This window comes from Citrobacter sp. RHB21-C05, from assembly GCF_013889015.1.
In the GTDB taxonomy this organism is placed as follows: Bacteria; Pseudomonadota; Gammaproteobacteria; order Enterobacterales; family Enterobacteriaceae; genus Citrobacter_A; species Citrobacter_A sedlakii.
This window is the reverse complement of record NZ_CP057611.1, coordinates 1,178,954-1,203,493: the sequence shown is the minus strand read 5'-3', so window position 1 is coordinate 1,203,493 and position 24,540 is coordinate 1,178,954. Positions and strand designations below refer to the sequence as shown.

The 24,540-nt window shown below is 56.2% G+C and carries 20 protein-coding genes and 1 pseudogene; 5 read left to right on the top strand and 16 right to left on the bottom strand.

All coding sequences use genetic code 11. From position 1 onward, the window contains the following. Positions 1 to 94: 94 nt before the first annotated feature. A pseudogene (locus HVX72_RS05790) lies at positions 95 to 1,276 on the top strand (ROK family transcriptional regulator); the annotation flags it as partial. Between the two features lie 141 nt (positions 1,277 to 1,417). Here HVX72_RS05790 and glyA read toward each other — a convergent pair. Beyond that, a complete protein-coding gene (gene glyA / locus HVX72_RS05785; protein WP_181822743.1) occupies positions 1,418 to 2,671 on the bottom strand; it encodes a serine hydroxymethyltransferase in 1,254 nt (417 codons plus the stop codon). Between the two features lie 327 nt (positions 2,672 to 2,998). Between glyA and hmpA the strand changes: the two genes are divergently transcribed. Next, a complete protein-coding gene (hmpA, locus tag HVX72_RS05780; protein ID WP_181822742.1) occupies positions 2,999 to 4,189 on the top strand; it encodes an NO-inducible flavohemoprotein in 1,191 nt (396 codons plus the stop codon). 76 nt (positions 4,190 to 4,265) lie between these two features. Here hmpA and glnB read toward each other — a convergent pair whose 3' ends face one another. The 5 genes from glnB to purL form a co-directional block, all read right to left on the bottom strand. After that, entirely contained in the window at positions 4,266 to 4,604 is a 339-nt protein-coding gene (gene glnB, locus HVX72_RS05775; protein ID WP_012906673.1) for a nitrogen regulatory protein P-II, read from the bottom strand. 65 nt (positions 4,605 to 4,669) lie between these two features. Further along, positions 4,670 to 6,004 (bottom strand): two-component system response regulator GlrR, encoded by a 1,335-nt coding sequence (glrR, locus tag HVX72_RS05770; protein WP_304502517.1) that lies wholly within the window; start codon positions 6,002 to 6,004, stop codon positions 4,670 to 4,672. Then, positions 6,004 to 6,729: a two-component system QseEF-associated lipoprotein QseG gene (gene qseG, locus HVX72_RS05765; protein ID WP_060570479.1), complete on the bottom strand. Its 726-nt coding sequence runs from the start codon at positions 6,727 to 6,729 to the stop codon at positions 6,004 to 6,006. The genes glrR and qseG overlap by 1 nt, the downstream gene beginning before the upstream one ends. Positions 6,730 to 6,748: 19 nt before the next feature. Next, positions 6,749 to 8,179 carry a two component system sensor histidine kinase QseE/GlrK gene (gene qseE / locus HVX72_RS05760; protein WP_060570598.1) on the bottom strand — a complete coding sequence of 477 codons (1,431 nt, stop codon included), beginning with the start codon at positions 8,177 to 8,179 and terminating at the stop codon, positions 6,749 to 6,751. Between the two features lie 536 nt (positions 8,180 to 8,715). Further along, positions 8,716 to 12,603 carry a phosphoribosylformylglycinamidine synthase gene (gene purL / locus HVX72_RS05755; protein ID WP_181822741.1) on the bottom strand — a complete coding sequence of 1,296 codons (3,888 nt, stop codon included), beginning with the start codon at positions 12,601 to 12,603 and terminating at the stop codon, positions 8,716 to 8,718. A 256-nt stretch (positions 12,604 to 12,859) separates the two neighbouring features. On the opposite strand from purL, the gene mltF reads away from it, so the two are divergent. Beyond that, entirely contained in the window at positions 12,860 to 14,407 is a 1,548-nt protein-coding gene (gene mltF, locus HVX72_RS05750) for a membrane-bound lytic murein transglycosylase MltF (RefSeq protein ID WP_042291485.1), read from the top strand. Between the two features lie 12 nt (positions 14,408 to 14,419). On the opposite strand, the gene tadA is transcribed toward mltF, so the two are convergent. The 3 genes from tadA to murQ all read right to left on the bottom strand — a co-directional run bounded on the left by tadA (position 14,420) and on the right by murQ (position 16,648). Next, a complete protein-coding gene (gene tadA / locus HVX72_RS05745) occupies positions 14,420 to 14,965 on the bottom strand; it encodes a tRNA adenosine(34) deaminase TadA (protein ID WP_060570476.1) in 546 nt (181 codons plus the stop codon). Positions 14,966 to 14,989: 24 nt separating this feature from the next. Continuing rightward, the gene (gene yfhb, locus HVX72_RS05740) at positions 14,990 to 15,625 is read right to left on the bottom strand and encodes a phosphatidylglycerophosphatase C (protein ID WP_042291490.1); all 636 of its coding nucleotides are present in this window, start codon (positions 15,623 to 15,625) and stop codon (positions 14,990 to 14,992) included. A gap of 105 nt (positions 15,626 to 15,730) precedes the next feature. Beyond that, positions 15,731 to 16,648 carry an N-acetylmuramic acid 6-phosphate etherase gene (gene murQ, locus HVX72_RS05735; RefSeq protein WP_042291493.1) on the bottom strand — a complete coding sequence of 306 codons (918 nt, stop codon included), beginning with the start codon at positions 16,646 to 16,648 and terminating at the stop codon, positions 15,731 to 15,733. A gap of 113 nt (positions 16,649 to 16,761) precedes the next feature. Here murQ and HVX72_RS05730 point away from each other — a divergent pair, with 113 nt between their 5' ends. Together HVX72_RS05730 and HVX72_RS05725 are read left to right on the top strand one after the other, a co-directional pair. After that, on the top strand, positions 16,762 to 17,610 hold the full coding sequence (locus HVX72_RS05730; RefSeq protein WP_042291497.1) for a MurR/RpiR family transcriptional regulator: 849 nt from the start codon (positions 16,762 to 16,764) through the stop codon (positions 17,608 to 17,610). 55 nt (positions 17,611 to 17,665) lie between these two features. Beyond that, entirely contained in the window at positions 17,666 to 17,926 is a 261-nt protein-coding gene (locus HVX72_RS05725; RefSeq protein WP_042291500.1) for a YfhL family 4Fe-4S dicluster ferredoxin, read from the top strand. 82 nt (positions 17,927 to 18,008) lie between these two features. Here HVX72_RS05725 and acpS read toward each other — a convergent pair whose 3' ends face one another. The 7 genes from acpS to lepA form a co-directional block, all read right to left on the bottom strand. Then, complete coding sequence (acpS, locus tag HVX72_RS05720; protein ID WP_181822740.1) at positions 18,009 to 18,389, bottom strand: holo-ACP synthase; 381 nt, start codon at positions 18,387 to 18,389, stop codon at positions 18,009 to 18,011. Next, positions 18,389 to 19,120 (bottom strand): pyridoxine 5'-phosphate synthase, encoded by a 732-nt coding sequence (pdxJ, locus tag HVX72_RS05715; RefSeq protein ID WP_042291504.1) that lies wholly within the window; start codon positions 19,118 to 19,120, stop codon positions 18,389 to 18,391. Before pdxJ ends, acpS begins: the two co-directional genes overlap by 1 nt. 15 nt (positions 19,121 to 19,135) lie before the next feature. Then, a complete protein-coding gene (gene recO, locus HVX72_RS05710) occupies positions 19,136 to 19,849 on the bottom strand; it encodes a DNA repair protein RecO (protein ID WP_181822739.1) in 714 nt (237 codons plus the stop codon). Positions 19,850 to 19,872: 23 nt separating this feature from the next. Then, the gene (era, locus tag HVX72_RS05705) at positions 19,873 to 20,778 is read right to left on the bottom strand and encodes a GTPase Era (RefSeq protein WP_042291507.1); all 906 of its coding nucleotides are present in this window, start codon (positions 20,776 to 20,778) and stop codon (positions 19,873 to 19,875) included. Continuing rightward, a complete protein-coding gene (rnc, locus tag HVX72_RS05700) occupies positions 20,775 to 21,455 on the bottom strand; it encodes a ribonuclease III (protein WP_042291512.1) in 681 nt (226 codons plus the stop codon). The genes era and rnc overlap by 4 nt, the downstream gene beginning before the upstream one ends. A gap of 274 nt (positions 21,456 to 21,729) precedes the next feature. After that, positions 21,730 to 22,704 (bottom strand): signal peptidase I, encoded by a 975-nt coding sequence (gene lepB / locus HVX72_RS05695; protein ID WP_060570473.1) that lies wholly within the window; start codon positions 22,702 to 22,704, stop codon positions 21,730 to 21,732. A 16-nt stretch (positions 22,705 to 22,720) separates the two neighbouring features. After that, a complete protein-coding gene (gene lepA / locus HVX72_RS05690; RefSeq protein ID WP_042291517.1) occupies positions 22,721 to 24,520 on the bottom strand; it encodes a translation elongation factor 4 in 1,800 nt (599 codons plus the stop codon). Positions 24,521 to 24,540 lie beyond the last annotated feature (20 nt).

Sequence of the window (24,540 nt, the reverse complement as noted above, 5' to 3'; positions counted from 1 at the left end):
TAAAAGTAAAATATCGACTTAAGGCTATTGTGGTACAGTTAACTGGCGTTAAAATGCGCAACGCTCACGCAATATAGTTAAGGGAGTTAAGTGTATGCGCCATTTAGGCTACAACAATGCGCGGGTCCGGCAGGCAAACAAACAGCTCTTTCTGGCGCATTTATGGCGTGAGAAACAGCTCAGCAAGTCGCAGCTGGCGCAAATGACCGGCCTGTCGATTCCGGCAGTGAGCAATATTCTGCAGGAGTTAGTGGATGAGGGACGGCTCTGCCACTCCAGAGAAACGCTGAGCCAGCGAGGTCTGAGCAACGGAAGCTTTCACCTGCCCGAACGCGGGGCCTGGACGCTCTGTATGAACGTGACGCCGACCAGCCTCACCAGCCAACTGGCGGACGCCCGTCTGGTCGCCGTCGGCGACTGGCGGCACGAGGTAATCAATGCCGCCACGCCGAAAGACTTGCTCAGCGCTATAGCCCGCCACTGGCGCGTGTACCAGCAGCGCTATCCTGAGATCACCCTTAATCTGGCGCTGGGCGTGCACGGTCAGGTTGACCCGATTACCGGTGCGTCGAAAACCATGCCGCAGGCGCCGTGGAAAACCCCGGTAGAGATAAAATATCTCCTGGAAGAAATGCTTGGCGTGCAGGTTCGTCTTGATAATGACTGCGTGATGCTGGCGCTGGCGGAGAAATGGCAAAACCCGGCGGCCAATGAAGATTTCTGCGTGATTAACGTCGATTATGGGATTGGTTCTTCCTTTGTCATCAATGACAGCATCTGGCGCGGCAGCCTGTACGGCAGTGGACAGATAGGACACACCATTATTCATCCGGACGGCGTCGCCTGCGACTGTGGTCGCTACGGTTGCCTGGAAACCGTGGCCTCGCTGAGCGCGCTGAAAAAACAGGCGAGGGTGTGGATGAAAACGCAACCCATACCCGAGCTGGATCCGGAGACGCTAACTACGGACAGACTGATTGAAGCATGGCGGCAGGGTGACGTGCGTATTCAGGCATGGGTGGAACATGCGGCGAACGCCATCGGATTAAGCCTTTATAACTTCCTTAATATCCTTAATATTAACCAGATCTGGCTATACGGGCGTAGCTGTGCTTTTGGCGAAAGCTGGCTAAATACCTTACGCCAGCAAACCGGATTTAATCCTTTCGACCATGGCGATAATCCACGGGCGAAAGCGACGCGGATCGGCTTTGGCACGTTGAGCCGCGCGCAGCAGCTTATGGGTATTGGCTATTTATACGTTGAATCGCAGTTGAGCGAGATTGACCCGGAGCGCCGCGGCGGCGAGGGAAGCGTGAGGGCATTTTATTCAGATAACCGGGCATCAGAGTGACGCCCGGCATAACATCGCGACCGGATGGTCAGGCATGCGCCGCCATCCGGCATTCGCAGTGAATTACGCGTAAACCGGGAAGCGTGCGCAAATATCCAGAACGTTACCTTTCACGCGCTCAATCACCGCGTCGTCATTGATATTGTCCAGAACGTCACACATCCAGCCCGCCAGCTCTTTCACTTCCGCTTCTTTAAAGCCACGGCGAGTGACAGCCGGAGAACCGATACGGATACCGGAAGTCACAAACGGGCTCTTCGGATCGTTCGGTACGCTGTTTTTGTTTACGGTGATGTTGGCGCGACCCAGCGCGGCATCGGCTTCTTTACCGGTCAGGTTTTTATCAACCAGATCCAGCAGGAACAGGTGGTTTTCAGTCCCGCCGGAGACTACCTTGTAGCCACGGTTCAGGAACACTTCCACCATCGCTTTAGCATTTTTCGCAACCTGCTGCTGGTAAACTTTGAATTCTGGCTCCATCGCTTCTTTCAGCGCTACCGCTTTTGCCGCGATAACGTGCATCAACGGGCCGCCCTGCGCGCTCGGGAACACGGCGGAGTTCAGTTTTTTGTACAGCTCTTCGTCACCGCCTTTCGCCAGGATCAGGCCGCCGCGAGGACCCGCCAGCGTTTTGTGGGTGGTGGTGGTCACAACGTGCGCGTGCGGAACCGGGTTAGGATAGACGCCCGCGGCGATCAGGCCCGCAACGTGCGCCATATCGACGAACAGATACGCGCCGATGCTGTCGGCGATTTCACGCATTTTGGCCCAGTCAACGATACCGGAGTAAGCAGAGAAACCACCGATAATCATTTTCGGTTTGTGCGCTTTCGCCAGCTTCGCCATCTCTTCGTAGTCAATTTTACCGGACTCATCAATACCGTAGGGCACGATGTTGTACAGTTTGCCGGAGAAGTTAACCGGGGAGCCGTGAGTCAGGTGGCCGCCCTGCGCCAGGTTCATACCCAGTACGGTATCGCCCGGCTGCAGCAGCGCGGTGTAAACCGCGAAGTTAGCCTGAGAACCAGAGTGCGGCTGTACGTTAGCGTAGTCAGCGCCGAACAATTCTTTCGCGCGATCGATCGCCAGTTGCTCAACGATATCGACATATTCACAACCGCCGTAGTAGCGCTTGCCCGGATACCCTTCAGCATATTTGTTGGTCAGCTGAGATCCCTGCGCCTGCATGACGCGCGGGCTGGTGTAGTTTTCGGAGGCGATCAGTTCGATGTGCTCTTCCTGACGTACTTTTTCCTGCTCCATAGCCTGCCACAGTTCGGCATCATAATCGGCAATGTTCATTTCACGCTTTAACATCCGCATCTCCTGACTCAGCTAACGATAAAATTTTGGCCTTAATTAGGCGGTCCTGTTGGACAACGGCCAACAGTATAACTGAATCATTCTGTGATAACAGGTCTTGACAAAGGATTTTACGCAAACGATTACCTCGGCATTCTATAAGGCTTTGCCGAATGAAGACCTTACGGTTTTCAACGGATTTCTTTTCAGGTTTGTGATGCAGATTTTTCACGTTGTAACTTTTGCAACGCAAAGTCACAAAGAACCATTTACAAAGCAGGGGTATTTTTTATAAGATGCATTTGACATACATCATTAAAGATTCAGATAAAGGAAGACCGTATGCTTGACGCCCAAACCATCGCCACTGTAAAAGCCACCATTCCCCTGCTGGTCGAGACGGGTCCCAAACTGACCGCCCATTTTTACGATCGCATGTTTGCCCATAATCCCGAACTCAAAGAAATCTTTAACATGAGCAACCAGCGCAATGGCGATCAGCGTGAAGCGCTGTTTAACGCCATTGCCGCCTATGCCAGCAACCTTGAGAATCTACCCGCGCTGCTGCCTGCTGTGGAAAAGATCGCCCAGAAACACACCAGCTTCCAGATCCAACCGGAGCAGTACAACATCGTCGGCACGCATCTGTTAGCCACGCTGGATGAAATGTTCAGCCCGGGTCAGGATGTGCTGGATGCGTGGGGTAAAGCCTATGGCGTGCTGGCGAATGTGTTTATTCACCGCGAAGCGGAAATCTATCGTGAAAATGCCCGTAAAACCGGCGGCTGGGAAGGGACACGACCATTCCGTATTGTCGCGAAAACCCCACGCAGCGCGCTGATTACCAGTTTTGAATTTGAACCTGTCGATGGCGGCGCGGTGGCCGACTACCAGCCGGGTCAATATCTGGGCGTCTGGCTGAAGCCGGAAGGTTTTCCGCACCAGGAGATTCGCCAGTACTCGCTGACCCGCAAGCCAGATGGCAAAGGCTACCGGATTGCCGTGAAGCGCGAAGACGGCGGGCAGGTGTCTAACTGGCTGCATAACCATGCAAACGTCGGCGACGTGGTGCATTTAGCCGCGCCTGCCGGTGATTTCTTTATGCAGGTCTCAACGGACACGCCGGTGTCGCTGATCTCCGCAGGCGTCGGTCAGACCCCAATGCTGGCGATGCTGGATACGCTGGCAACAGCGAAACACACCGCCCAGGTTAACTGGTTCCACGCGGCGGAAAACGGCGATGTGCATGCGTTTGTCGATGAAGTGAGTGAACGGGGAAATACGCTGCCGCACTTTACCGCGCACACCTGGTATCGCATCCCGACAGAGGCCGATCGCGCAAAAGCGGCATTTGACAGTGAAGGGCTGATGGACCTGACGGCGATGAAAGCGTCGCTAACCCATCCGGCTATGCAGTTTTATCTGTGCGGTCCGGTCGGGTTTATGCAGTTTGCCGCGAAGCAACTGGTGGAAATGGGCGTGAAAAACGAAAACATTCATTACGAATGTTTTGGTCCGCATAAAGTGCTGTAACGCACAGCGGAAAAACCCGCAGGCCTGACAGGCGCCGCGCCATCAGGCACTGCGCCAGCCTACAGACAGACGCGGCTTAAATGGCCGCGTCGTCTTCCTCGCCAGTACGGATGCGTACAACCCGCGCCACGTCGAAGACAAAAATCTTACCATCGCCAATTTTGCCGGTCTGCGCAGTACGGATGATGGTATCGACACAGGTTTCCACGATGTCATCCGGCACGACGATTTCGATTTTCACCTTCGGCAGAAAATCGACCATATATTCCGCGCCACGATACAGCTCGGTATGCCCTTTCTGACGGCCAAAGCCTTTCACTTCTGTTACCGTCATCCCGGTGATGCCGACTTCAGCCAGCGCTTCACGCACGTCATCCAGTTTGAAGGGTTTAATAATCGCATCAATCTTTTTCATGGTGTTCCTGTTTTAATCGCGTAACCGGTTGCTAACCGTATCATAGCGTGCGTCCTGGTAGGGAGCTACTCTTTAAAGTCGTTGGCATCAAGCTCGTGACGGGAGAGCAATTTATAAAACTCCGTCCGGTTGCGTCCCGCCATGCGCGCCGCATGGGTCACATTGCCTCGGGTGATTTGCAGCAGTTTACGCAGATAGTTCAGTTCGAACTGATTACGGGCTTCGACAAAGGTCGGTAACGCAGTGTTTTCGCCTTCCAGCGCCTGCTCGACCAGTGCGTCGCTGATCACCGGCGACGAGGTCAGCGCCACGCACTGCTCAATGACGTTCACCAGTTGCCGGACGTTACCCGGCCAACTGGCGGTCATCAGGCGCTTCATCGCATCGGTGGAAAAGGCGCGCACAAACGGTTTATGCCGCTCCGCCGACTGACGCAGCAAATGATTCGCCAGCAGCGGGATATCTTCCGTCCGCTCGGCCAGCGCCGGGATCTTCAGGCTCACCACGTTGAGGCGGTAGTACAGATCCTCACGAAACTCGCCGCGCGCCATCGCTTTCGGCAGGTCACGGTGGGTAGCCGAAATAATGCGCACATCAATGTCGATGTCGCGGTTGCTGCCGAGCGGCCTGACTTTGCGCTCCTGCAACACGCGCAGCAGCTTCACCTGTAACGGCGCGGGCATATCGCCAATTTCATCAAGGAACAGCGTCCCGCCTTCTGCGGCCTGAAACAGCCCTTCGCGGTTGCTGACCGCGCCGGTAAACGCCCCGCGCGCGTGACCAAACAGCTCCGACTCGAGCAGTTGTTCCGGCAACGCGCCGCAGTTAATGGCGATAAACGGTTTACTGCTGCGCGGGCTGGCATTATGGATCGCCTGGGCGAAGATCTCTTTCCCGGTGCCGCTTTGCCCGTTGATCAGCACGCTGACGTCAGACTGGGCCACCATCCGCGCCTGCTCCAGCAGACGCAGCATGAGCGGGCTGCGGGTAACGATTGACTCACGCCAACTGTCGTCGGTCGCCGGGGCGGACTGTTCCAGTGCTTCATCAATAGCATGGTACAGCGCGTCCTTATCGACCGGTTTGGTGAGAAAACTGAACACGCCTTTTTGCGTTGCGGCGACCGCGTCCGGGATCGACCCGTGGGCGGTAAGGATGATCACCGGCATGCCGGGCTGCACCTTCTGGATTTCGCTGAACAGTTGCATCCCGTCCATTTCATCCATGCGTAAGTCACTAATCACCAAATCCACTTTTTCACGGTTTAGCACGCGCAGTCCTTCGGCTCCGCTCTCTGCTGTAACCACGCTGTAGCCTTCACTGGTCAGACGCATGCCCAACAGTTTAAGCAAGCCCGGATCGTCATCGACCAGCAGTAAATGCGCTGGTTTACGGCTTATCATGGCGATACCTCATCGTCGGACGGAACCGGCGCGGCAGCTTTCTCTTCGCTGTGTCCCGCGTCAGGATTGTAACTTCCGGCAGGCTTACGGCTGGAAAGCCGGCGCTCGATGTCCGTCAGGTTTTCCAGTTTGCGCGTCGTCAGATCTAACTGCGCCTGCATGTGCTGTTGTTGCTGGCGCAGCGTATCAAGTTCGCTGTCGCTGGTTTGCTGCAGTTTGCTGTAGCGCTGGCGCTCTTCAGCAAGCTGAAGCTGGAGCGCCTGTCCGTCGCGCCAGATTTGATAAAGCGGGCGCACCTGCGAGGGGATTAGGGTACTGACGCCGTCAAGACGGGAAATCGTGTCGCGACGCTCTAGCGGCGTGATTTTGGCGTTCGCCAGCAGCACGCCGCGCTTAAAGGCGTTTTGCCAGCTGTCGTCGTTCAGCATTCGGGCTTCATTACGCGACTGTACCGGCATCAAACGATCGGCGCAGTCAATGGCGCGCAGCCAGTACAGCGGATTGGTATCGGTCGCCGGGCCATGCAGCGCCCAGATATCGGTACAGTCGACCGACAGATAATCCGCCAGTTGAGTCGTAGGCAGGTTATCCTGCGCCGTTTCGCCCGCGTCATGTTTTACCGCCTGCGGTACACAGCCCAGCAGCGCCAGACAGGGTATTCCCGCCAGGATGACCCGACGGGACAGAATTCGTTGAAAAATGTGAAAAAAAACGTGTGGCATAGTTACCAGACTTATCTGTTTAGTCGTTTTTCGATGCAGAAAGCGGCAATTCGATTCGGAAGCAAACCGCTTGCGCAGGGTCCTCGACAAGATACAATTCGCCCTGCATACGGCGAATGCAATCTCTGGCGATACTCAGCCCCAACCCGCTGCCCTTCACGGCCCCTTTTCGTTGATGACTTCCCTGGAAAAAAGGCTCGAAAATCATGGTCTTTTCCGCTTCGGGAATTGGCGTACCGGTATTGCAGACGTCAATGTAAACCCGGTTTCCCTGGAAACGGCTACTGATACGAATGTTACCGGATTCGGCTCCGTAGTGCACCGCATTGGAATAAAGATTATCCAGCACGCTCATCAACAGCATCGGCTCCGCCAGACAGCGGTCAGCTGACAGCTCAACCGCGGTATGCATCATTTTAGCGCGAGCAGGCAAACTGTGAGCGGAAACGACCATATCAACCAAAGGTTCAATCTCAACGCTTTCCATCTCAACGGGGCTGTCCGCCAGCTTACGGTTATAATCGAGCAGTTGTTCAATCAGTTTTTGCAGGTTGCGGCTGCTGTCGTCGAGGATGCCGACCACCTCTTTTTGCTCCGGCGTCAAGGGGCCCACCACCTGATCGGCCAACAGTTCCGTCCCTTCCCGCATGCTGGCGAGCGGCGTTTTCAGTTCATGGGAAAGATGACGCAAAAACTGATGGCGCTGAGACTCAAGCCAGGACAGCCGCTCGCTCAGCCAAATGATACGCTGCCCTACGGAACGAAGCTCGCGCGGTCCGGTAAAAGTGACGGTATTGCCAAGCGACCGCCCTTCCCCCAACCGGTTGATCATTCGCTCTATGCCTTTTACCGGCCCGATTATCATCCGCGTAAACAGCAATACCATTGCAAGACTGACCAGAAACAACACCAGCGCTTGCCAGCCGAAGAACTGGCCGCGTTCGGCAATCTCCTGTTGAAGCTGTTGCCCGCGCGAGAAAACCACGGTACGCGTGGCCTGCACCATCTCGGTATTGGCACTGGCAAAGGCTTCCAGACGCGCGGCAGCGGCGGTATCCGGCCCGCTGTTACGGCATTGCAACTGCGCCAGATCGTTCAGATCCTGATGCAGCGCCTGATACAGCTTATCGTCTGGCAATACGCCGGCGTGGGCGTCGAGCATTTCGCTGTAGCGTTTGCGCTGGCTCTGGTACACCCTGGCAAGGGTTGGATCGTCAAGCACGCAATACTGGCGGTAGCTGCGCTCCATCTCCAGCGCTACGTTGGTCATAGCCTCGCTGCGGCGCGCATCGATAAGCGTCGTACGGTTGGTTAGCGCCGCCTGCGCGCTCAGGGCGTTCAGGCTTTGCCACGCCTGCCAGGCAAGGACCAGCAGCGGTAACAGGATCAGCAGGAATGCCAGCGTTACCAACTGTCGTAATGAACGGGGGAAAACAGACCAGCGCTTCAATGCGTTACTCTCGCCAAACAGGAATAAGAGGATGCTAACTGAGGCAAACGTCAGATACAACAAAGCCGGGTAAAACCCGGCTTTGTTATGGAATAAGGCGGTGCCTAACTCGACGTTTCGCCCGATGGTTGATAAAGCAACGCTATTATCAGAAGTTGGACGGCAGGCACCTTGTTGTGCGTCATTCGAAGTTTATGTAGCACGTCCCGAAGGGGCTGACATAAGAAGGTGAATGAGCCACTGGTGAATATTATGCAGTAACTGTGCCAACAAATAAAACATTTTTTTAACACACTGAATTTCATGATCTTTATGTAAAATAAGCCCGCACCCTGCATTGCTCATTTTTCACTCCGAGTGTCGCTGATTAGCAACACCTTAAGCACAACCTTTATACCGCTATAAAAATCAATAGGTTAAACGTCTCCTTTTGACGACACTCACCTGGCTGTGTTGTCGTAAATTCGCGACACTCACTAAAAAGCCCGGTAAATATACCGGGCTTTTTGTGAAGAGGCTATTCAACAGGCAACGGCTTAGCCTAGCTGCTTACGCGCGTTGCGGAAGATACGCATCCATGGGCCGTCCTCGCCCCAGTTTTCCGGGTGCCAGGAGTTACTGACCGTGCGGAACACGCGCTCCGGGTGCGGCATCATGATGGTCACACGACCGTTTTCCGTCGTGACCGCGGTAATGCCGTTTGGCGAGCCGTTCGGGTTTGCCGGGTACGTTTCCGTCACCGTGCCAAAGTTGTCGACATAGCGCAGCGCCACCAGACCTTTGCTCTCCAGCGCGGCAAGATGGGCCGCATCGCGTACTTCGACGCGCCCTTCCCCGTGGGACACAGCGATAGGCATTTGCGAGCCGACCATCCCCTGTAGCAGCAGCGACGGGCTTTGCGTCACTTCCACCAGGCTAAAGCGCGCTTCAAAACGGTCCGACTGATTACGCACAAAGCGCGGCCACAGCTCGCTGCCCGGGATCAGTTCACGCAGGTTCGACATCATCTGGCAGCCGTTACATACGCCAAGCGCCAGGGTTTGCGGACGATGGAAGAAAGTTTCAAACTCATCGCGCACGCGATGATTAAACAGAATGGATTTCGCCCAGCCTTCCCCTGCGCCCAGCACGTCGCCGTAAGAGAAACCGCCGCAGGCCACCAGCGCCTGGAAGTTGCCCAGTCCGGTGCGACCGCCGAGGAGATCGCTCATGTGCACGTCGATGGCGTCAAAGCCCGCGCGATGGAACGCGGCGGCCATTTCAACGTGGGAGTTCACCCCCTGCTCGCGCAGGACGGCGACCTTCGGACGCGCGCCGGTGGCAATGTACGGTGCGGCGATATCGTCATTAAGATCAAACGTCAGCGTCACGTTCAGGCCCGGATCGGCGTCGTTGGTTTTCGCGTCGTGCTCCTGGTCGGCGCATTCCGGATTGTCGCGCAGGCGCTGCATCTGCCAGGTGGTTTCTGCCCACCAGACGCGAAGCGTGGTCCGGCTTTCGCTAAACACCGTCTGGCCGTTAGCATTAATCACGAAACGGTCGCCCGACACGGCCTGACCGACATAATGGACGCAGTCACCGAGGCCGTATTGCGCCAGCAGCGCTTCAACCGCCTCACGCTCCGCCGCACGCACCTGGATCACCGCGCCCAGTTCTTCGTTAAATAACGCGGCCAAATGGTCGCCGCCCAGCGTGGCGATATCGGCCTGGAGACCGCAATGGCCGGTAAAGGCCATTTCCGCCAGCGTCACCAGCAGACCGCCGTCGGAGCGGTCGTGGTAGGCCAGCAATTTACGCTGCGCCACCAGCGCCTGAATCGCGTCGTAGAAACCTTTCAGTTGCGCCACGTCGCGCACATCCGCTGGTTTATCGCCAAGCTGACGATACACCTGCGCCAGCGCGGTGGCGCCCAGCGCGTTGTGTCCTTTACCGAGGTCAATCAGCAGCAGGGCATTGTCTTCGGTCGAGAGCTGAGGCGTAACGGTATGACGTACGTCCTCTACGCGGGCAAAAGCGGAGATCACCAACGACAGCGGCGAGGTCATTTCGCGCTGTTCGCCGCCTTCCTGCCAGCGGGTTTTCATCGACATGGAGTCTTTGCCTACCGGAATGGTCAGGCCAAGCGCCGGGCAAAGTTCTTCACCCACCGCTTTTACCGCTTCATACAGACCGGCGTCTTCACCGGGGTGACCGGCAGCCGCCATCCAGTTCGCGGAGAGCTTGATGCGTTTGATGTCGCCAATCTGCGTGGCGGCAATGTTGGTCAGCGCTTCGCCAACCGCCAGACGCGCGGAAGCAGAGAAGTCGAGCAACGCCACCGGCGCGCGTTCGCCGATAGCCATCGCTTCGCCGTAGTAGCTGTCAAGGCTGGCGGTCGTTACCGCGCAGTTCGCTACCGGCACCTGCCACGGGCCGACCATCTGATCGCGGGAAACCATACCGGTAACGGTGCGGTCGCCAATGGTCACAAGGAAGGTTTTTTCCGCGACGGCTGGCAAATGCAGAACGCGCTTCACGGCGTCGGCAAGCGTGATGCCGCCGCGATTCAGGGCGTCGCCTTTCGCTTTGAGGGACTGAACATCGCGGGTCATTTTCGGTGTTTTGCCGAGCAACACATCAAGCGGCAGATCGATCGGCTGGTTGTTAAAGTGACGGTCATTCAGCGACAGGTGTTTTTCTTCCGTCGCTTCACCAATGACCGCGTACGGCGCGCGTTCGCGACGGCACAGTTCGTCGAATAGCGGAAGCTGGTCGGCGGCAACCGCCAGCACGTAACGCTCCTGGGATTCGTTACACCAGATTTCCAGCGGGCTCATGCCCGGCTCGTCGCTGAGAATATCACGCAGCTCGAACTTACCGCCGCGCCCGCCGTCGCTCACCAGCTCCGGCATGGCGTTAGAAAGACCGCCCGCGCCAACGTCATGAATAAAGAGAATGGGGTTAGCTTCGCCCAGTTGCCAGCAGCGGTCGATCACCTCCTGGCAGCGACGCTCCATCTCTGGGTTGTCGCGCTGCACGGAAGCGAAGTCGAGATCCGCGTCAGACTGGCCGGACGCCATTGACGACGCCGCTCCACCGCCGAGGCCGATGTTCATTGCCGGGCCGCCGAGAACGATCAGCTTCGCGCCAACGTTGATCTCGCCTTTCTGTACATGATCCGCGCGGATGTTGCCGATCCCGCCCGCCAGCATGATCGGTTTATGGTAGCCGCGCAACTCCTCGCCGTTATGGCTGTTGACCTTTTCTTCGTAGGTACGGAAATAGCCGTTCAGCGCCGGACGACCAAATTCGTTGTTGAACGCCGCGCCGCCCAGCGGGCCTTCGGTCATGATATCCAGCGCGGTCACAATGCGCTCAGGCTTGCCGAAATCTTCTTCCCACGGCTGTTCAAAGCCAGGAATGCGCAGGTTAGAGACCGAAAAGCCCACCAGTCCCGCTTTTGGTTTCGCGCCGCGTCCGGTTGCGCCTTCATCGCGAATCTCGCCGCCGGAACCGGTCGCGGCCCCCGGCCATGGCGAGATTGCCGTTGGGTGGTTGTGGGTTTCGACCTTCATCAGGATATGCGCCGCTTCCTGGTGGAAGTCATAGCGCCCGGTGGCATGGTCGGCAAAATAACGTCCCACGTCAGAACCTTCCATTACCGCCGCGTTGTCTTTATAGGCAGACAACACGTGGTCGGGGGTGTGTTCCATCGTGTTTTTAATCATTTTGAACAGCGACTTCGGCTGCTGCTCGCCGTCAATCACCCAGTCGGCGTTAAAAATTTTGTGACGGCAGTGTTCGGAGTTCGCCTGGGCAAACATGTACAGCTCGATATCGTTCGGGTTGCGCCCCAGCGTTGTGAACGCATCCTGCAGGTAGTCGATTTCGTCTTCCGCCAGCGCCAGGCCGAGACGCAGGTTGGCGTCGATCAGCGCCTGGCGGCCTTCGCCCAGCAAATTGACGCTGGCGACCGGAGCGGGCTCGTGATGGATAAATAATTTTTCCGCATCGTTTAATGAGGAAAAAACCGTTTCCATCATGCGATCGTGAAGCTCTGCGGCGACCTGCTGCCACTGTTCAGCGGTCAGCGTGGAGGCTTCAACATAGTAAGCCACACCGCGCTCCAGGCGATCGATTTGTTGCAGACCGCAGTTGTGGGCGATATCCGTCGCTTTGGAAGACCAGGGGGAGATGGTGCCGGGGCGAGGCGTTACCAGCAGCAGTTTGCCTTCCGGCGTATGGCTGCTCAGGCTCGGGCCATATTTCAGCAGGCGGGCAAGCTGCGCCTGCTCATCTTCGCTCAGCGGCGCGTTCAGATCGGCAAAATGGACGTACTCGGCGTAAATGTTGTGGACCTGGAGGTTGGCAGCCTGAAAGCGCGCCAGCAGTTTGTTAATACGGAATGCCGACAGTGCAGGCGAACCACGCAGAATTTCCATCATAAGTCTCTCGTCTTCTAAGCTTTCGGTGTGCCCAAGTGGGGAAACGGGCGTCATTATAAAGAATCTGCGCCGCCGACGAAACCGTTTGCGTCGAAATAAAATTGGCGTCAATTTTTGCCAGACGGTGCGGCCAATCGTTCTAATTAGTTGCCAACTGACGCAAGTTTAAGCAAAATGCCGCTCACTGATAAATACTCCTGGTCTTACTATTCCTTTTCCTACACTGAGGCAACGCACGGTACAGAGAATTAACTAATTGAAAAAATTAAAGATTAATTATCTGTTCATCGGCATCCTGACGCTGTTGTTGGCCGCCGCGCTTTGGCCCTCTATTCCCTGGTCCGGTAAAGCTGAAAGTCGTATCGCGGCGATCCAGTCGCGGGGAGAGCTGCGCGTGAGCACCATTAACTCGCCGCTGACCTATTCAACGCTTAATGGTAAGCCCTACGGGCTGGATTATGAGCTGGCGGAACAGTTTGCCAACTATCTTGGGGTGAAGCTGAAGATTACCGTACGCCAGAACATCAGTCAGTTGTTCGATGACCTGGATAACGGCGATGCCGACCTGCTGGCTGCCGGACTGGTCTATAACAGCGAACGGGTTAAAAATTACCAGCCCGGCCCGACCTATTACTCCGTCTCGCAGCAGCTGGTCTACAAAGTGGGCCAGTATCGTCCGCGTACGCTGGGCAGCGTGACGGAAAGCCAGCTGACTATCGCTCCCGGCCATGTGGTGGTTAATGATTTACAGACGCTGAAAGAGACAAAATTTCCTCAACTCAGTTGGCGAATTGAAGACAGAAAAGGCACCACGGAGCTGTTGGACGCCGTGCTTGCCGGTAAGCTGGATTACACCATTGCCGACTCTGTCGCCATCAGCCTTTATCAGCGCGTACATCCGGAACTGGCGGTCGCGCTGGATGTCACTGACGAACAGCCGGTCACCTGGTTTAGCCAACTGGACGATGACAATACGTTATCAGCCGCCCTGCTCGATTTCTTCAACAGCATCAATGATGACGGCTCGCTGGCGAGGCTGGAAGAGAAGTATCTCGGCCACGGCGACGATTTCGACTATGTCGATACCCGCACCTTCCTGCGCGCCGTTGAGGCCATGCTGCCCGACCTGAAACCCTTATTTGAAAAGTATGCTCAGGAAATTGACTGGCGTCTGCTCGCCGCGATCGCCTGGCAGGAATCGCACTGGGATCCGCAGGCTACCTCGCCGACCGGCGTTCGCGGCATGATGATGCTGACCAAAAACACGGCCCAAAGTCTGGGTCTTACCGATCGTACCGACCCGGAGCAGAGCATCAGCGGCGGCGCGCGGTATTTACAGGACATGATGAGCAAGGTGCCGGAAACCGTGCCAAAGGATGAGCGCATCTGGTTTGCGCTGGCGGCGTATAATATGGGCTATGCGCATATGCTCGACGCGCGAACGCTGACGGCGAAAACCAAAGGTAACCCTGACAGCTGGACCGACGTGAAGCAGCGTCTGCCGCTGCTCAGCCAGAAACCATATTACAGTAAGCTGACCTATGGCTACGCCCGCGGTCACGAAGCGTACGCCTACGTCGAAAATATCCGCAAGTATCAGATCAGTTTAGTGGGCTATTTGCAGGAGAAAGAGAAACGGGTCGCGGAAGAAATGAGACTGGCGGAAGAATATCCCGTGGTATCCCCTGCGGAATTCAGCAAACAGTCGCTGCCGCTCTCCTCCTTCCTGTCGCAAGCGTCCTCCGGCTATCTGGCGGATGCCCCTTCCTTGCTGCGCCTGCCGCAGAAAAAGGACGCAGAGTAAATTGACCGCGTCCTAGTCGGATGAAAGGTGAGCGCGTGATGCGTTTTTCAGGGCTTTAATTTCCTGACGACGCATGCGAAAGAAGTCGCTGAGCAGCGTCGCGCACTCATCGCGCAGCACGCCTTCAATAACCTCTACGCGATGATTCATTCCCGGATGGTGCAGCACGTCAATAAGTGAACCGGCAGCGCCGGTTTTGGCATCTCGGGCGCCAAACACCACGCGGCTAATACGGCTATGCACCATTGCCCCTGCGCACATGACGCACGGCTCCAGCGTTACGTACAGCGTGGCGTCAATCAGCCGGTAGTTCTGTAACACCAGTCCGCCCTGGCGGAGCGCCATGATCTCCGCATGCGCGGTCGGATCGTGGTGACCAATCGGGCGGTTCCAGCCTTCGCCAATCACGCGGTTGTTATGCACCAGTACCGCCCCGACTGGCACTTCTCTCGCGTCCCAGGCACGCTTTGCGAGGGTAAGCGCATGACGCATCCAGTATTCGTGGCTAAATTCAACGTCTGACAAAAGGGATACTCCGGTAATCATAGCGGGCCGCATTATACACAGTAGCTATGCTTTCAACTATTCCAGTTGCTGGAGCTCTCCGCGAGGCGTGACGCGCCAACGATGCTGGCAAAAATAGAGCAGCGGGTTGTCCTGTTTACTGTCGCTGTAGCCGCTGTACAGACGCAGCGGCGTACCGATTTGACGCTCAAGCTGCGCCACTTTTTCATGTCCCAGACAGCGCATCGTCAGCACCCAGCCGCCATAGCCGCGCCGCATCTGGCTGGCGATAAGATTGACCCGCGGTAGCCACGGCGTATCAAAATACACCTGCTCCACCAGCGACTGCGGCGAACCGGTAATCAGCCAGATATCGGCATCTGAACTGAGCAGATAGGTTGTCAGACGTTCCTGGACGAGCGGAAACGCCGTCACGCTTTCCCGAAACCAGCTCACAAAGTCTGCATGCAGCGTCTGCAGCCGCGCTTCGCTGTGCCCGAAGGTGCAGCCCCACAGCAGCAAACTCATTGGCCAGCGCGCTGCGCGCCCTTTTATCAGCAACGCGCCGGCAATGACCGGCAAAAGAGGCAGCACGAGCAGCGCGTTGAGAGGCTGGCGACGCAACAAATAGCGCAGGAAACTGCCGAACATGTCCTGCTGGTGCAACGTACCATCCAAATCAAAAAATACGACACGACGCGCGTTAGTGGTCAAACCTTACTCCTCTGGATCATTCAACGTCTGTCGTCAGGAAACGGAAACCTGACGATAACTCCTGATCTTAGCCTAACAGATAGATCGTCACTTTTCCGGCAACAATCATTTACCCAGGCGATCCGCAGACGAGTCGGCTAACGCCGCGCGTAAAAAGCCCTGATGTTGGGCTAGCTTCTCTCTCGCCGCCGTAGCGTTAAGACCGGTCAGCGCCATCAGAATAGCGGGCTTAACGTCATAGTCGGTTTGTTTGAGAAGCGCTTCCGCGTCGTCGCGCGCAATGCCCGTCGCCTCAACCACCATCCGACAGGCGCGATCGACCAGTTTGACGTTAGTGGCCTGCATATCCACCATCAGATTCTGGTAAACCTTGCCGAACTTCACCATCGCGCCAGTGGAGATCATATTGAGCACCAGTTTCTGGGCAGTGCCTGACTTCAGGCGCGTTGAGCCCGTTAGCGCCTCGGGGCCGACGACCGGCGAAATCGCGATATCGGCTTCGCGGGCTATGGGTGAATCCGGGTTACAGGAGATAGCCACCGTCGTGCAGCCCACGCCACGCGCATACTTCAGCGCCCCGATCACGTACGGTGTACGGCCCGAAGCGGCCAGTCCCACCACCAGATCCTGTGGCTTTAGGTTGATCGCGACAAGATCGTCTTCCCCCAACTGAGGATTATCTTCTGCGCCTTCGACCGCTTTAAGCAATGCCCCCGGACCACCGGCAATCAGCCCGATAACCAGACCGTGCGGGACGCCGAATGTCGGTGGACATTCCGAGGCATCAAGCACGCCCAGGCGTCCGCTGGTCCCTGCCCCCATATAGATAATACGCCCCCCGGATTTCAACGCGTCAGCCGCGGCGTCGACCGCTCGCGCAACCTCCGGGAGAGTCGCTTTTACGGCTTCCGCTACCTGCGCATCCTGTTGATTAAAACGCTCAACCAATTTAAGCGTCGGCAGCGCATCAAGATCCATCGTTTGGGGATTGCGGGTTTCTGATACTAACGCGCCGAGATTCATATTTGCTCCTCAGGAATTTTTAATTCATATTTATCATTAATAATGGAATAGAATATTCACTAAGGCGAGCAAAATTTCAGTCTGTTGCGCCATTTCGTTTTCCGGGAGAGGTTATGAACTGTTTGATTCGTATTCGTCAGCGATATTCTGGGTTTGCGCAGAGTGATAAAAAGCTCGCGGACTATCTGCTCACGCAGCCGGATACGGCAAGACATCTTAGCTCTCAGCAGCTGGCTGCCGAAGCGGGCGTGAGTCAGTCAAGCGTCGTGAAGTTCGCGCAAAAGCTTGGCTATAAAGGTTTCCCCGCATTGAAACTGGCGCTCAGCGAAGCGCTGATGAGCGCGCCAGCCGCGCACTCTGTGCCGGTGCACAACCAGATCCGCGGCGACGATCCGTTACGTCTCGTCGGCGAGAAGTTGATCAAAGAGAACGTCGCGGCCATGCATGCCACGCTGGACGTGAATACGGAAGAGAAGCTGATCGAAAGCGTGAATCTGTTGCGCAGCGCCCGGCGCATTGTGTTGACCGGCATCGGCGCGTCGGGTCTGGTAGCGCAGAGTTTTGCCTGGAAACTACGAAAAATCGGCCTCAACGCGGTCGTGGAGCGCGATATGCATGCGCTGCTGGCGACGGTTCAGGCGTTGACGCCAGACGATCTGCTGTTTGCCATTTCCTACAGCGGAGAGCGCCGTGAGCTGAATCTGGCGGCGGATGAAACGCTGCGCGTCGGTGGCAAGATTCTGGCTATAACCGGTTTCACCCCTAACGCCCTGCAGCAGCGGGCCAGCCACTGTCTTTATACCATTGCGGAAGAGCAGGCCACGCGCAGTGCCGCGATCTCTTCCACTCACGCACAGACGCTGCTGACCGATCTGCTGTTTATGGCGCTGGTACAGCAGGATTTAGAACATGCGCCGGAGCGGATACGCCACAGCGAGGCGCTGGTAAAAAAACTGGTTTGAGCAAAGAATGCGCGTATAATGCCCGCCCGGTTTGTGATGTTATGAGAGTTTCCTGATGGCCCTGTTAATCACCAAAAAATGCATCAACTGCGATATGTGCGAGCCAGAATGCCCCAATGAGGCGATTTCAATGGGCGAGAGCATTTATGAGATTAACAGCGACAAGTGCACCGAGTGCGTAGGCCATTATGAAACGCCCACCTGTCAGAAGGTGTGCCCTATCCCGAATACCATTTTGAAAGATCCGGCGCATGTCGAAACGGAAGAGCAACTGTGGGACAAGTTTGTCCTGATGCACCACGCCGATAAGCTGTAACGGCTGCCTGAGACCCGCCTCCGGGCCAGATAAAACAGGATGCCGTTCGGCAAGTGAATATGCCGGATGACGGCAACGCTGCTTAACTTTCAATAATGACCGTGGCGCAGGCGTAATGGCGCTCATCGGCCAGCGTCACATGCATATGAACAACACCCAGTTTCTCTGCCAGCGCTAACGCTTCCCCCCACAGCCGCAGGCGCGGTTTCCCCAGCGCATCGTTGAACACTTCAAACTGATTAAACGCCAGGCCATTGCGGATACCGGTACCCAACGCTTTTGCCGCCGCCTCTTTCACCGCAAAGCGCTTGGCAAGAAAACGCACCGGCTGCTGGTGCGTCTGCCAAATCGCCCACTCGTTGTCGCTGAGCACCCGTCTGGCAAGGCGGTCGCCGGAGCGGGAGATCACCGCTTCGATGCGGGCGATCTCCACAATATCGGTGCCTAAACCGAGGATTGCCATTAGCCGCGCGCTTCCAGCATCAGGCGCTTCATTTCCGCTACCGCCTCTTTCAGGCCGCTCATGACCGCACGCCCAATAATCGCATGGCCGATATTCAGTTCATGCATTTCCGGCAGCGCGGCAATAGCTTTCACGTTGTGGTACGTTAAACCGTGGCCCGCATTGACCTTCAGACCGAGGCTTGCGGCAAAGGTCGCCGCTTTCGCGATGCGCGCCAGCTCCTGCGCCTGGTCAGCGTCAGTTTGCGCATCGGCATAGCAGCCGGTATGGATTTCAATGTACGGCGCGCCCACCTCGGCAGCGGCTTTGATCTGTACTTCATCCGCGTCGATGAACAGCGACACGAGGATCCCCGCCTCCGCCAGACGCTTGCAGGCATCACGCATTTTGTCGCGCTGCCCGGCGACATCGAGACCGCCTTCGGTGGTCACTTCCTGGCGTTTTTCCGGCACCAGGCAGCAGAAATGCGGTTTGGTCTCCACCGCAATCGCCAGCATTTCTTCGGTCACCGCCATTTCCAGATTCATCCGCGTGTCCAGCGTCTGGCGAAGAATACGAACGTCGCGATCGGTGATATGACGACGATCTTCGCGCAGATGGACGGTGATACCATCCGCGCCCGCCTGTTCAGCAATGAACGCCGCCTGCACCGGATCCGGATACGCCGTGCCGCGCGCGTTACGCAGGGTGGCAATGTGGTCAATATTGACGCCTAACAGTAATTCAGCCATGACAATCCTCGTTTTTTATTTTCGCTTCGGCATAAACTGCCGGAATAATTCGCGGCTCTTTAAAGGTTTTCCACCAAGATACGGCTTCAGCGCCATACGGGTAAAGCGTTTCGCGGCGCGCAAGGTATCAGCATCGGGAAACTCGCGCTCCGCCAGCGCCCGCAACTGCCGACCGGTAAAGGTGCTGTTGTCGATCACCACGCTGGCGATAAAGCCTTTTTCCTCGCGGTAACGATAGGTCATTGTGTCATCCACCGCTTCACCGCTGCCGGCGCAGTGCAAAAAGTCCACGCCATACCCAAGGTGCCCGAGCAGCGCCAGTTCGAATCGACGCAGGGTCGGTTCGGGCGTACCGGTAGCGCCCGCCAGCGCCTGTATGCAATGCAGATAGTCGAAAAAAAGGGCCGAAAAACGGGTTTCGTGCTCAAGCACGCGAGCCAGCAGTTCGTTAACGTACAGACCACTGTATAAGGTGATACCGCTCAGTGGGAGGGCCAGAGAAACGGCTTCAGCGCTGCGTAGCGTTTTCACTTCGCCACGCCCGCCAAAGCGCACTAACAGGGGGGTAAAAGGCTGGAGAGCGCCTTTCAGGTTCGAACGTTTAGATCGCACGCCTTTGGCAACAAGGCGCACGCGACCCGACTCTTCCGTGAAGACGTCCAGCATCAGGCTGGTTTCGCTCCAGGGACGACTATGCAGGACAAATGCGCGCTGCCAGCCTTCCATCATACTCGTCTGTGCAGGACGCAGGTTTAGAGGTCGTCGACATAACCGAGACTGCGCAGCGCGCGCTCGTCGTCGGCCCATCCCGATTTCACTTTCACCCACAGTTCAAGGTGAACCGGGGCTTCGAACATCTCCTGCATGTCTTTACGCGCTTCAATGCCGATGGTTTTAATCTTGGCGCCTTTGTTGCCAATAACCATCTTTTTCTGCCCTTCACGTTCAACGAGGATCAGCCCGTTGATGTCGTAGCCGCCGCGCTCGTTAGTCACGAAACGCTCAATTTCGACGGTGACCGAATAAGGCAGCTCAGCGCCAAGAAAACGCATCAGCTTTTCACGGATGATCTCAGAGGCCATAAAGCGCTGGGAGCGATCGGTAATGTAATCTTCCGGGAAGTGATGAATGGCTTCCGGCAAGTGTTTACGCACAATACCCGCGATGGTGTCGACGTTCATCCCGGTCTCAGCGGAGATCGGTACGATGTCGAGAAAGTTCATCTGACTTGCCAGGAACTGCAGGTGCGGCAGCAGATCGGCTTTTTCCTGAACGTTATCCACCTTGTTCACGGCCAGGATCACCGGTGCTTTGCCGTCGCGCAGTTTATTCAGCACCATCTCGTCGTCTGGCGTCCAGCGCGTACCTTCAACCACGAAGATCACCAGTTCAACGTCACCGATAGAGCTGCTGGCCGCTTTATTCATCAGACGGTTGATCGCACGCTTTTCTTCCATATGCAGACCGGGTGTATCGACGTAAATCGCCTGATATGCCCCTTCGGTATGGATGCCGACAATTCGGTGACGCGTGGTCTGCGCTTTACGGGAGGTGATCGAAATCTTCTGCCCGAGCAGCTTATTTAACAGAGTGGATTTACCCACGTTCGGACGTCCGACGATGGCTATAAATCCGCAGTAGGTTTTATCTTCGCTCATTCCAGCTCCAGTTTTTTCAGCGCCTGTTCGGCGGCAGCCTGCTCCGCCTTACGACGGCTCGAACCGGTGCCTACCACCGGCTCACTCAGGCCGCTGACCTGGCAGTGGATTGTAAATTCTTGATCGTGCGCTTCGCCGCGAACCTGCACAACCAGGTACGACGGCAGCGGCAGATGGCGACCCTGTAAATATTCCTGCAAACGCGTTTTCGGATCTTTTTGTTTATCGCCCGGACTGATTTCGTCCAGACGGGTCTGGTACCAGTTGAGAATCAGTTTTTCGACGGTTTGAATATCGCTGTCGAGGAACACCCCGCCAATCAACGCTTCAACGGTGTCGGCCAGAATCGACTCACGACGAAAACCGCCGCTCTTCAGTTCTCCAGGCCCTAAGCGCAAACATTCGCCCAGATCGAATTCACGCGCCAGTTCAGCCAGCGTATTACCCCGCACCAGCGTTGCGCGCATACGGCTCATGTCGCCTTCGTCTACGCGCGGAAAACGGTGATACAGCGCATTCGCAATCACAAAACTTAAAATGGAGTCGCCAAGAAACTCTAAACGCTCGTTATGTTTGCTGCTGGCGCTGCGATGGGTTAATGCCTGCTGCAACAGCTCCTGATGAGTAAAAGTGTAGCCCAGCTTCCGTTGAAGCCGATTAATTACGATGGGGTTCATGCGATACCAATAAATAAATGCGTCAACAATTCAGCACACGAAACAGACCTGATACACAGGCTATTCAGCCAGCCGCAGAGCGACAGCTTTACTTGCCTGTATATGGGGAACCAACGCTGTTTCGTGTGCCGTGGCGACCAGGAGGCGCCAACCTTAAACTTCGGGGGAATATTCTATACACAACGACAAGGGATGTCGTTAGCCTGGGGGGAATTATCTAATAAATAATTCACGTTGCCGCCACATTGACGACAACGTGAACGCTAAACCGCGATCAGTGGATCCCGCCAATACGGCTCAAACGGACGCCGGTCGGCCATTCGCCTTCCTGCTTGTCAAAACTCATCCAGATTGCGGTTGCTTTCCCCACCAGATTAGCTTCCGGCACAAATCCCCAGTAACGGCTGTCAGCGCTGTTATCCCGGTTATCGCCCATCATGAAGTACTGCCCCGGCGGAACAATCCAGGTCGCCAGTTGCTGACCTGGCTGACGGTAATACATCCCCACCTGATCCTGCGCAATCGGTACGGTCAGAATACGGTGCGTGACGTCGCCAAGGGTCTCTTTGCGCTCGGCAAGTCGAATGCCGTTCTCTTTCGTTTCACTCTGCGGTACGTCAAAGAAGCCGCTGGTCGCCTCGCCGCCATTACGACGCGAGAACGTCTGTACGAAGTCGCTCGGCTGTACGTCGCTGTAGGTCACCGGTAAAGCATTTTCGCACGCCTGACCGGAGCGACAGCCAGGCTGAATGGTGAGTTCTTTGGCAACCGGATCGTAAGTCACTTTGTCGCCAGGCAGCCCAACCGCACGCTTAATGTAGTCGAGCTTCGGATCTTCCGGATATTTAAAGACCACGATATCGCCGCGTTTCGGATGACCGGTTTCGATCAACGTTTTCTGGTAGATCGGGTCTTTAATCCCGTAAGCGAATTTCTCCACCAGGATAAAGTCACCAATCAGCAGCGTTGGCATCATTGAACCTGACGGGATCTGGAACGGCTCATAAATAAACGAACGCACGACCAGCACAATCGCCAGCACCGGGAAAACCGACGCGCCAGTTTCCAGCCAGCCGGGTTTCGGCGCCACTTTCTTCAAGGTGGCTTTATCGAGCGAATCACCAGCAGCGGCCTGCGCTGCGGCCTGACGCTCCCGACGTTTTGGCGCGAAAAAGAATTTATCCACGCACCATAAAATGCCCGTCACCAGTGTGGCAATCACCAGAATCAGGGCAAACATATTGGCCATGCCAACTCCTTAAGGGTTATTTGCTGTCTTTACCGACATGCAGAATGGCGAGGAACGCTTCCTGAGGCAGTTCGACGTTACCGATCTGCTTCATACGCTTCTTACCTTCTTTCTGCTTCTGCAGCAGTTTTTTCTTACGGCTGATATCGCCGCCATAGCATTTCGCCAACACGTTCTTACGCAGCTGTTTCACGGTAGAACGCGCAATAATGTGTGTGCCGATTGCCGCCTGAATCGCGATATCGAACTGCTGACGCGGGATCAGATCTTTCATCTTCTCCACCAGCTCACGGCCACGGCTCTGGGAGTTGTCACGGTGCGTGATCAGCGCCAGCGCGTCGACGCGTTCGTTGTTGATCAGAACGTCTACGCGCACCATATCGGAAGCCTGGAAGCGTTTGAAGTTGTAATCCAGCGACGCATAGCCACGCGATGTGGATTTCAGACGGTCAAAGAAGTCGAGCACGACTTCCGCCATCGGGATTTCATAGGTCAGCGCCACCTGGTTACCGTGGTAAACCATGTTGGTCTGCACGCCGCGTTTTTCAACGCACAACGTGATGACGTTCCCCAGATACGCCTGCGGCAGCAGCATATGACACTCTGCGATTGGTTCGCGCAGTTCATAGATGTTGTTCAGCGGCGGCAGTTTTGACGGACTGTCGACGTAGATCGTCTCTTTTGCCGTGGTTTCCACTTCGTAAACAACGGTCGGCGCCGTGGTGATGAGATCCAGATCGTATTCACGCTCCAGACGTTCCTGAATGATCTCCATATGCAGCAGCCCCAGGAAGCCGCAGCGGAAACCAAAGCCAAGCGCGGAAGAACTTTCCGGTTCATAGAACAGGGACGCATCGTTAAGGCTCAGTTTGCCAAGGGCATCACGGAAGCCTTCGTAATCGTCGGAGCTTACCGGGAACAGACCGGCGTAAACCTGCGGTTTGACCTTTTTAAAGCCCGGAAGCGCTTTGTCCGCCGGATTACGGGCCAGCGTCAGGGTGTCGCCCACCGGCGCGCCGTGGATATCTTTAATGGCGCAGACCAGCCAACCTACCTCGCCGCATTTCAATTCGGTACGGTCAACCTGCTTCGGCGTGAAGATGCCCAGGCGATCGGCGTTATAGGTTTGACCGGTGCTCATGACCTTCACTTTGTCGCCTTTGCGCATGGTGCCGTTTTTTATCCGCACCAGCGACACGACGCCGAGGTAGTTATCAAACCAGGAGTCGATAATCAACGCCTGCAGCGGCCCTTCCGGGTCGCCCTGCGGCGGCGGGATATCGCGCACCAGGCGTTCCAGCACGTCGGTTACGCCAACGCCCGTTTTCGCCGAGCAGCGCACAGCGTCAGTCGCGTCAATGCCAACAATATCTTCAATCTCTTCGGCGACACGTTCCGGATCGGCAGCGGGCAGGTCAATTTTGTTCAGAACCGGCACCACTTCGAGATCCATTTCCATGGCGGTGTAGCAGTTCGCCAGCGTCTGCGCTTCAACGCCCTGCCCGGCATCCACCACCAGCAGCGCCCCTTCACAGGCGGCGAGCGAACGGGAAACCTCGTACGAGAAGTCAACGTGACCGGGGGTGTCGATAAAGTTAAGCTGGTACGTTTCACCATCTGAGGCTTTGTAATCGAGCGTTACGCTCTGCGCTTTGATGGTAATGCCGCGCTCACGCTCCAGATCCATCGAGTCGAGAACCTGCGCTTCCATTTCACGGTCAGACAGGCCACCGCAGATCTGGATAATACGGTCAGACAGCGTCGATTTACCGTGGTCGATGTGAGCAATGATCGAAAAGTTACGTATGTTCTTCATATAGAGTAATTATTGTGCCT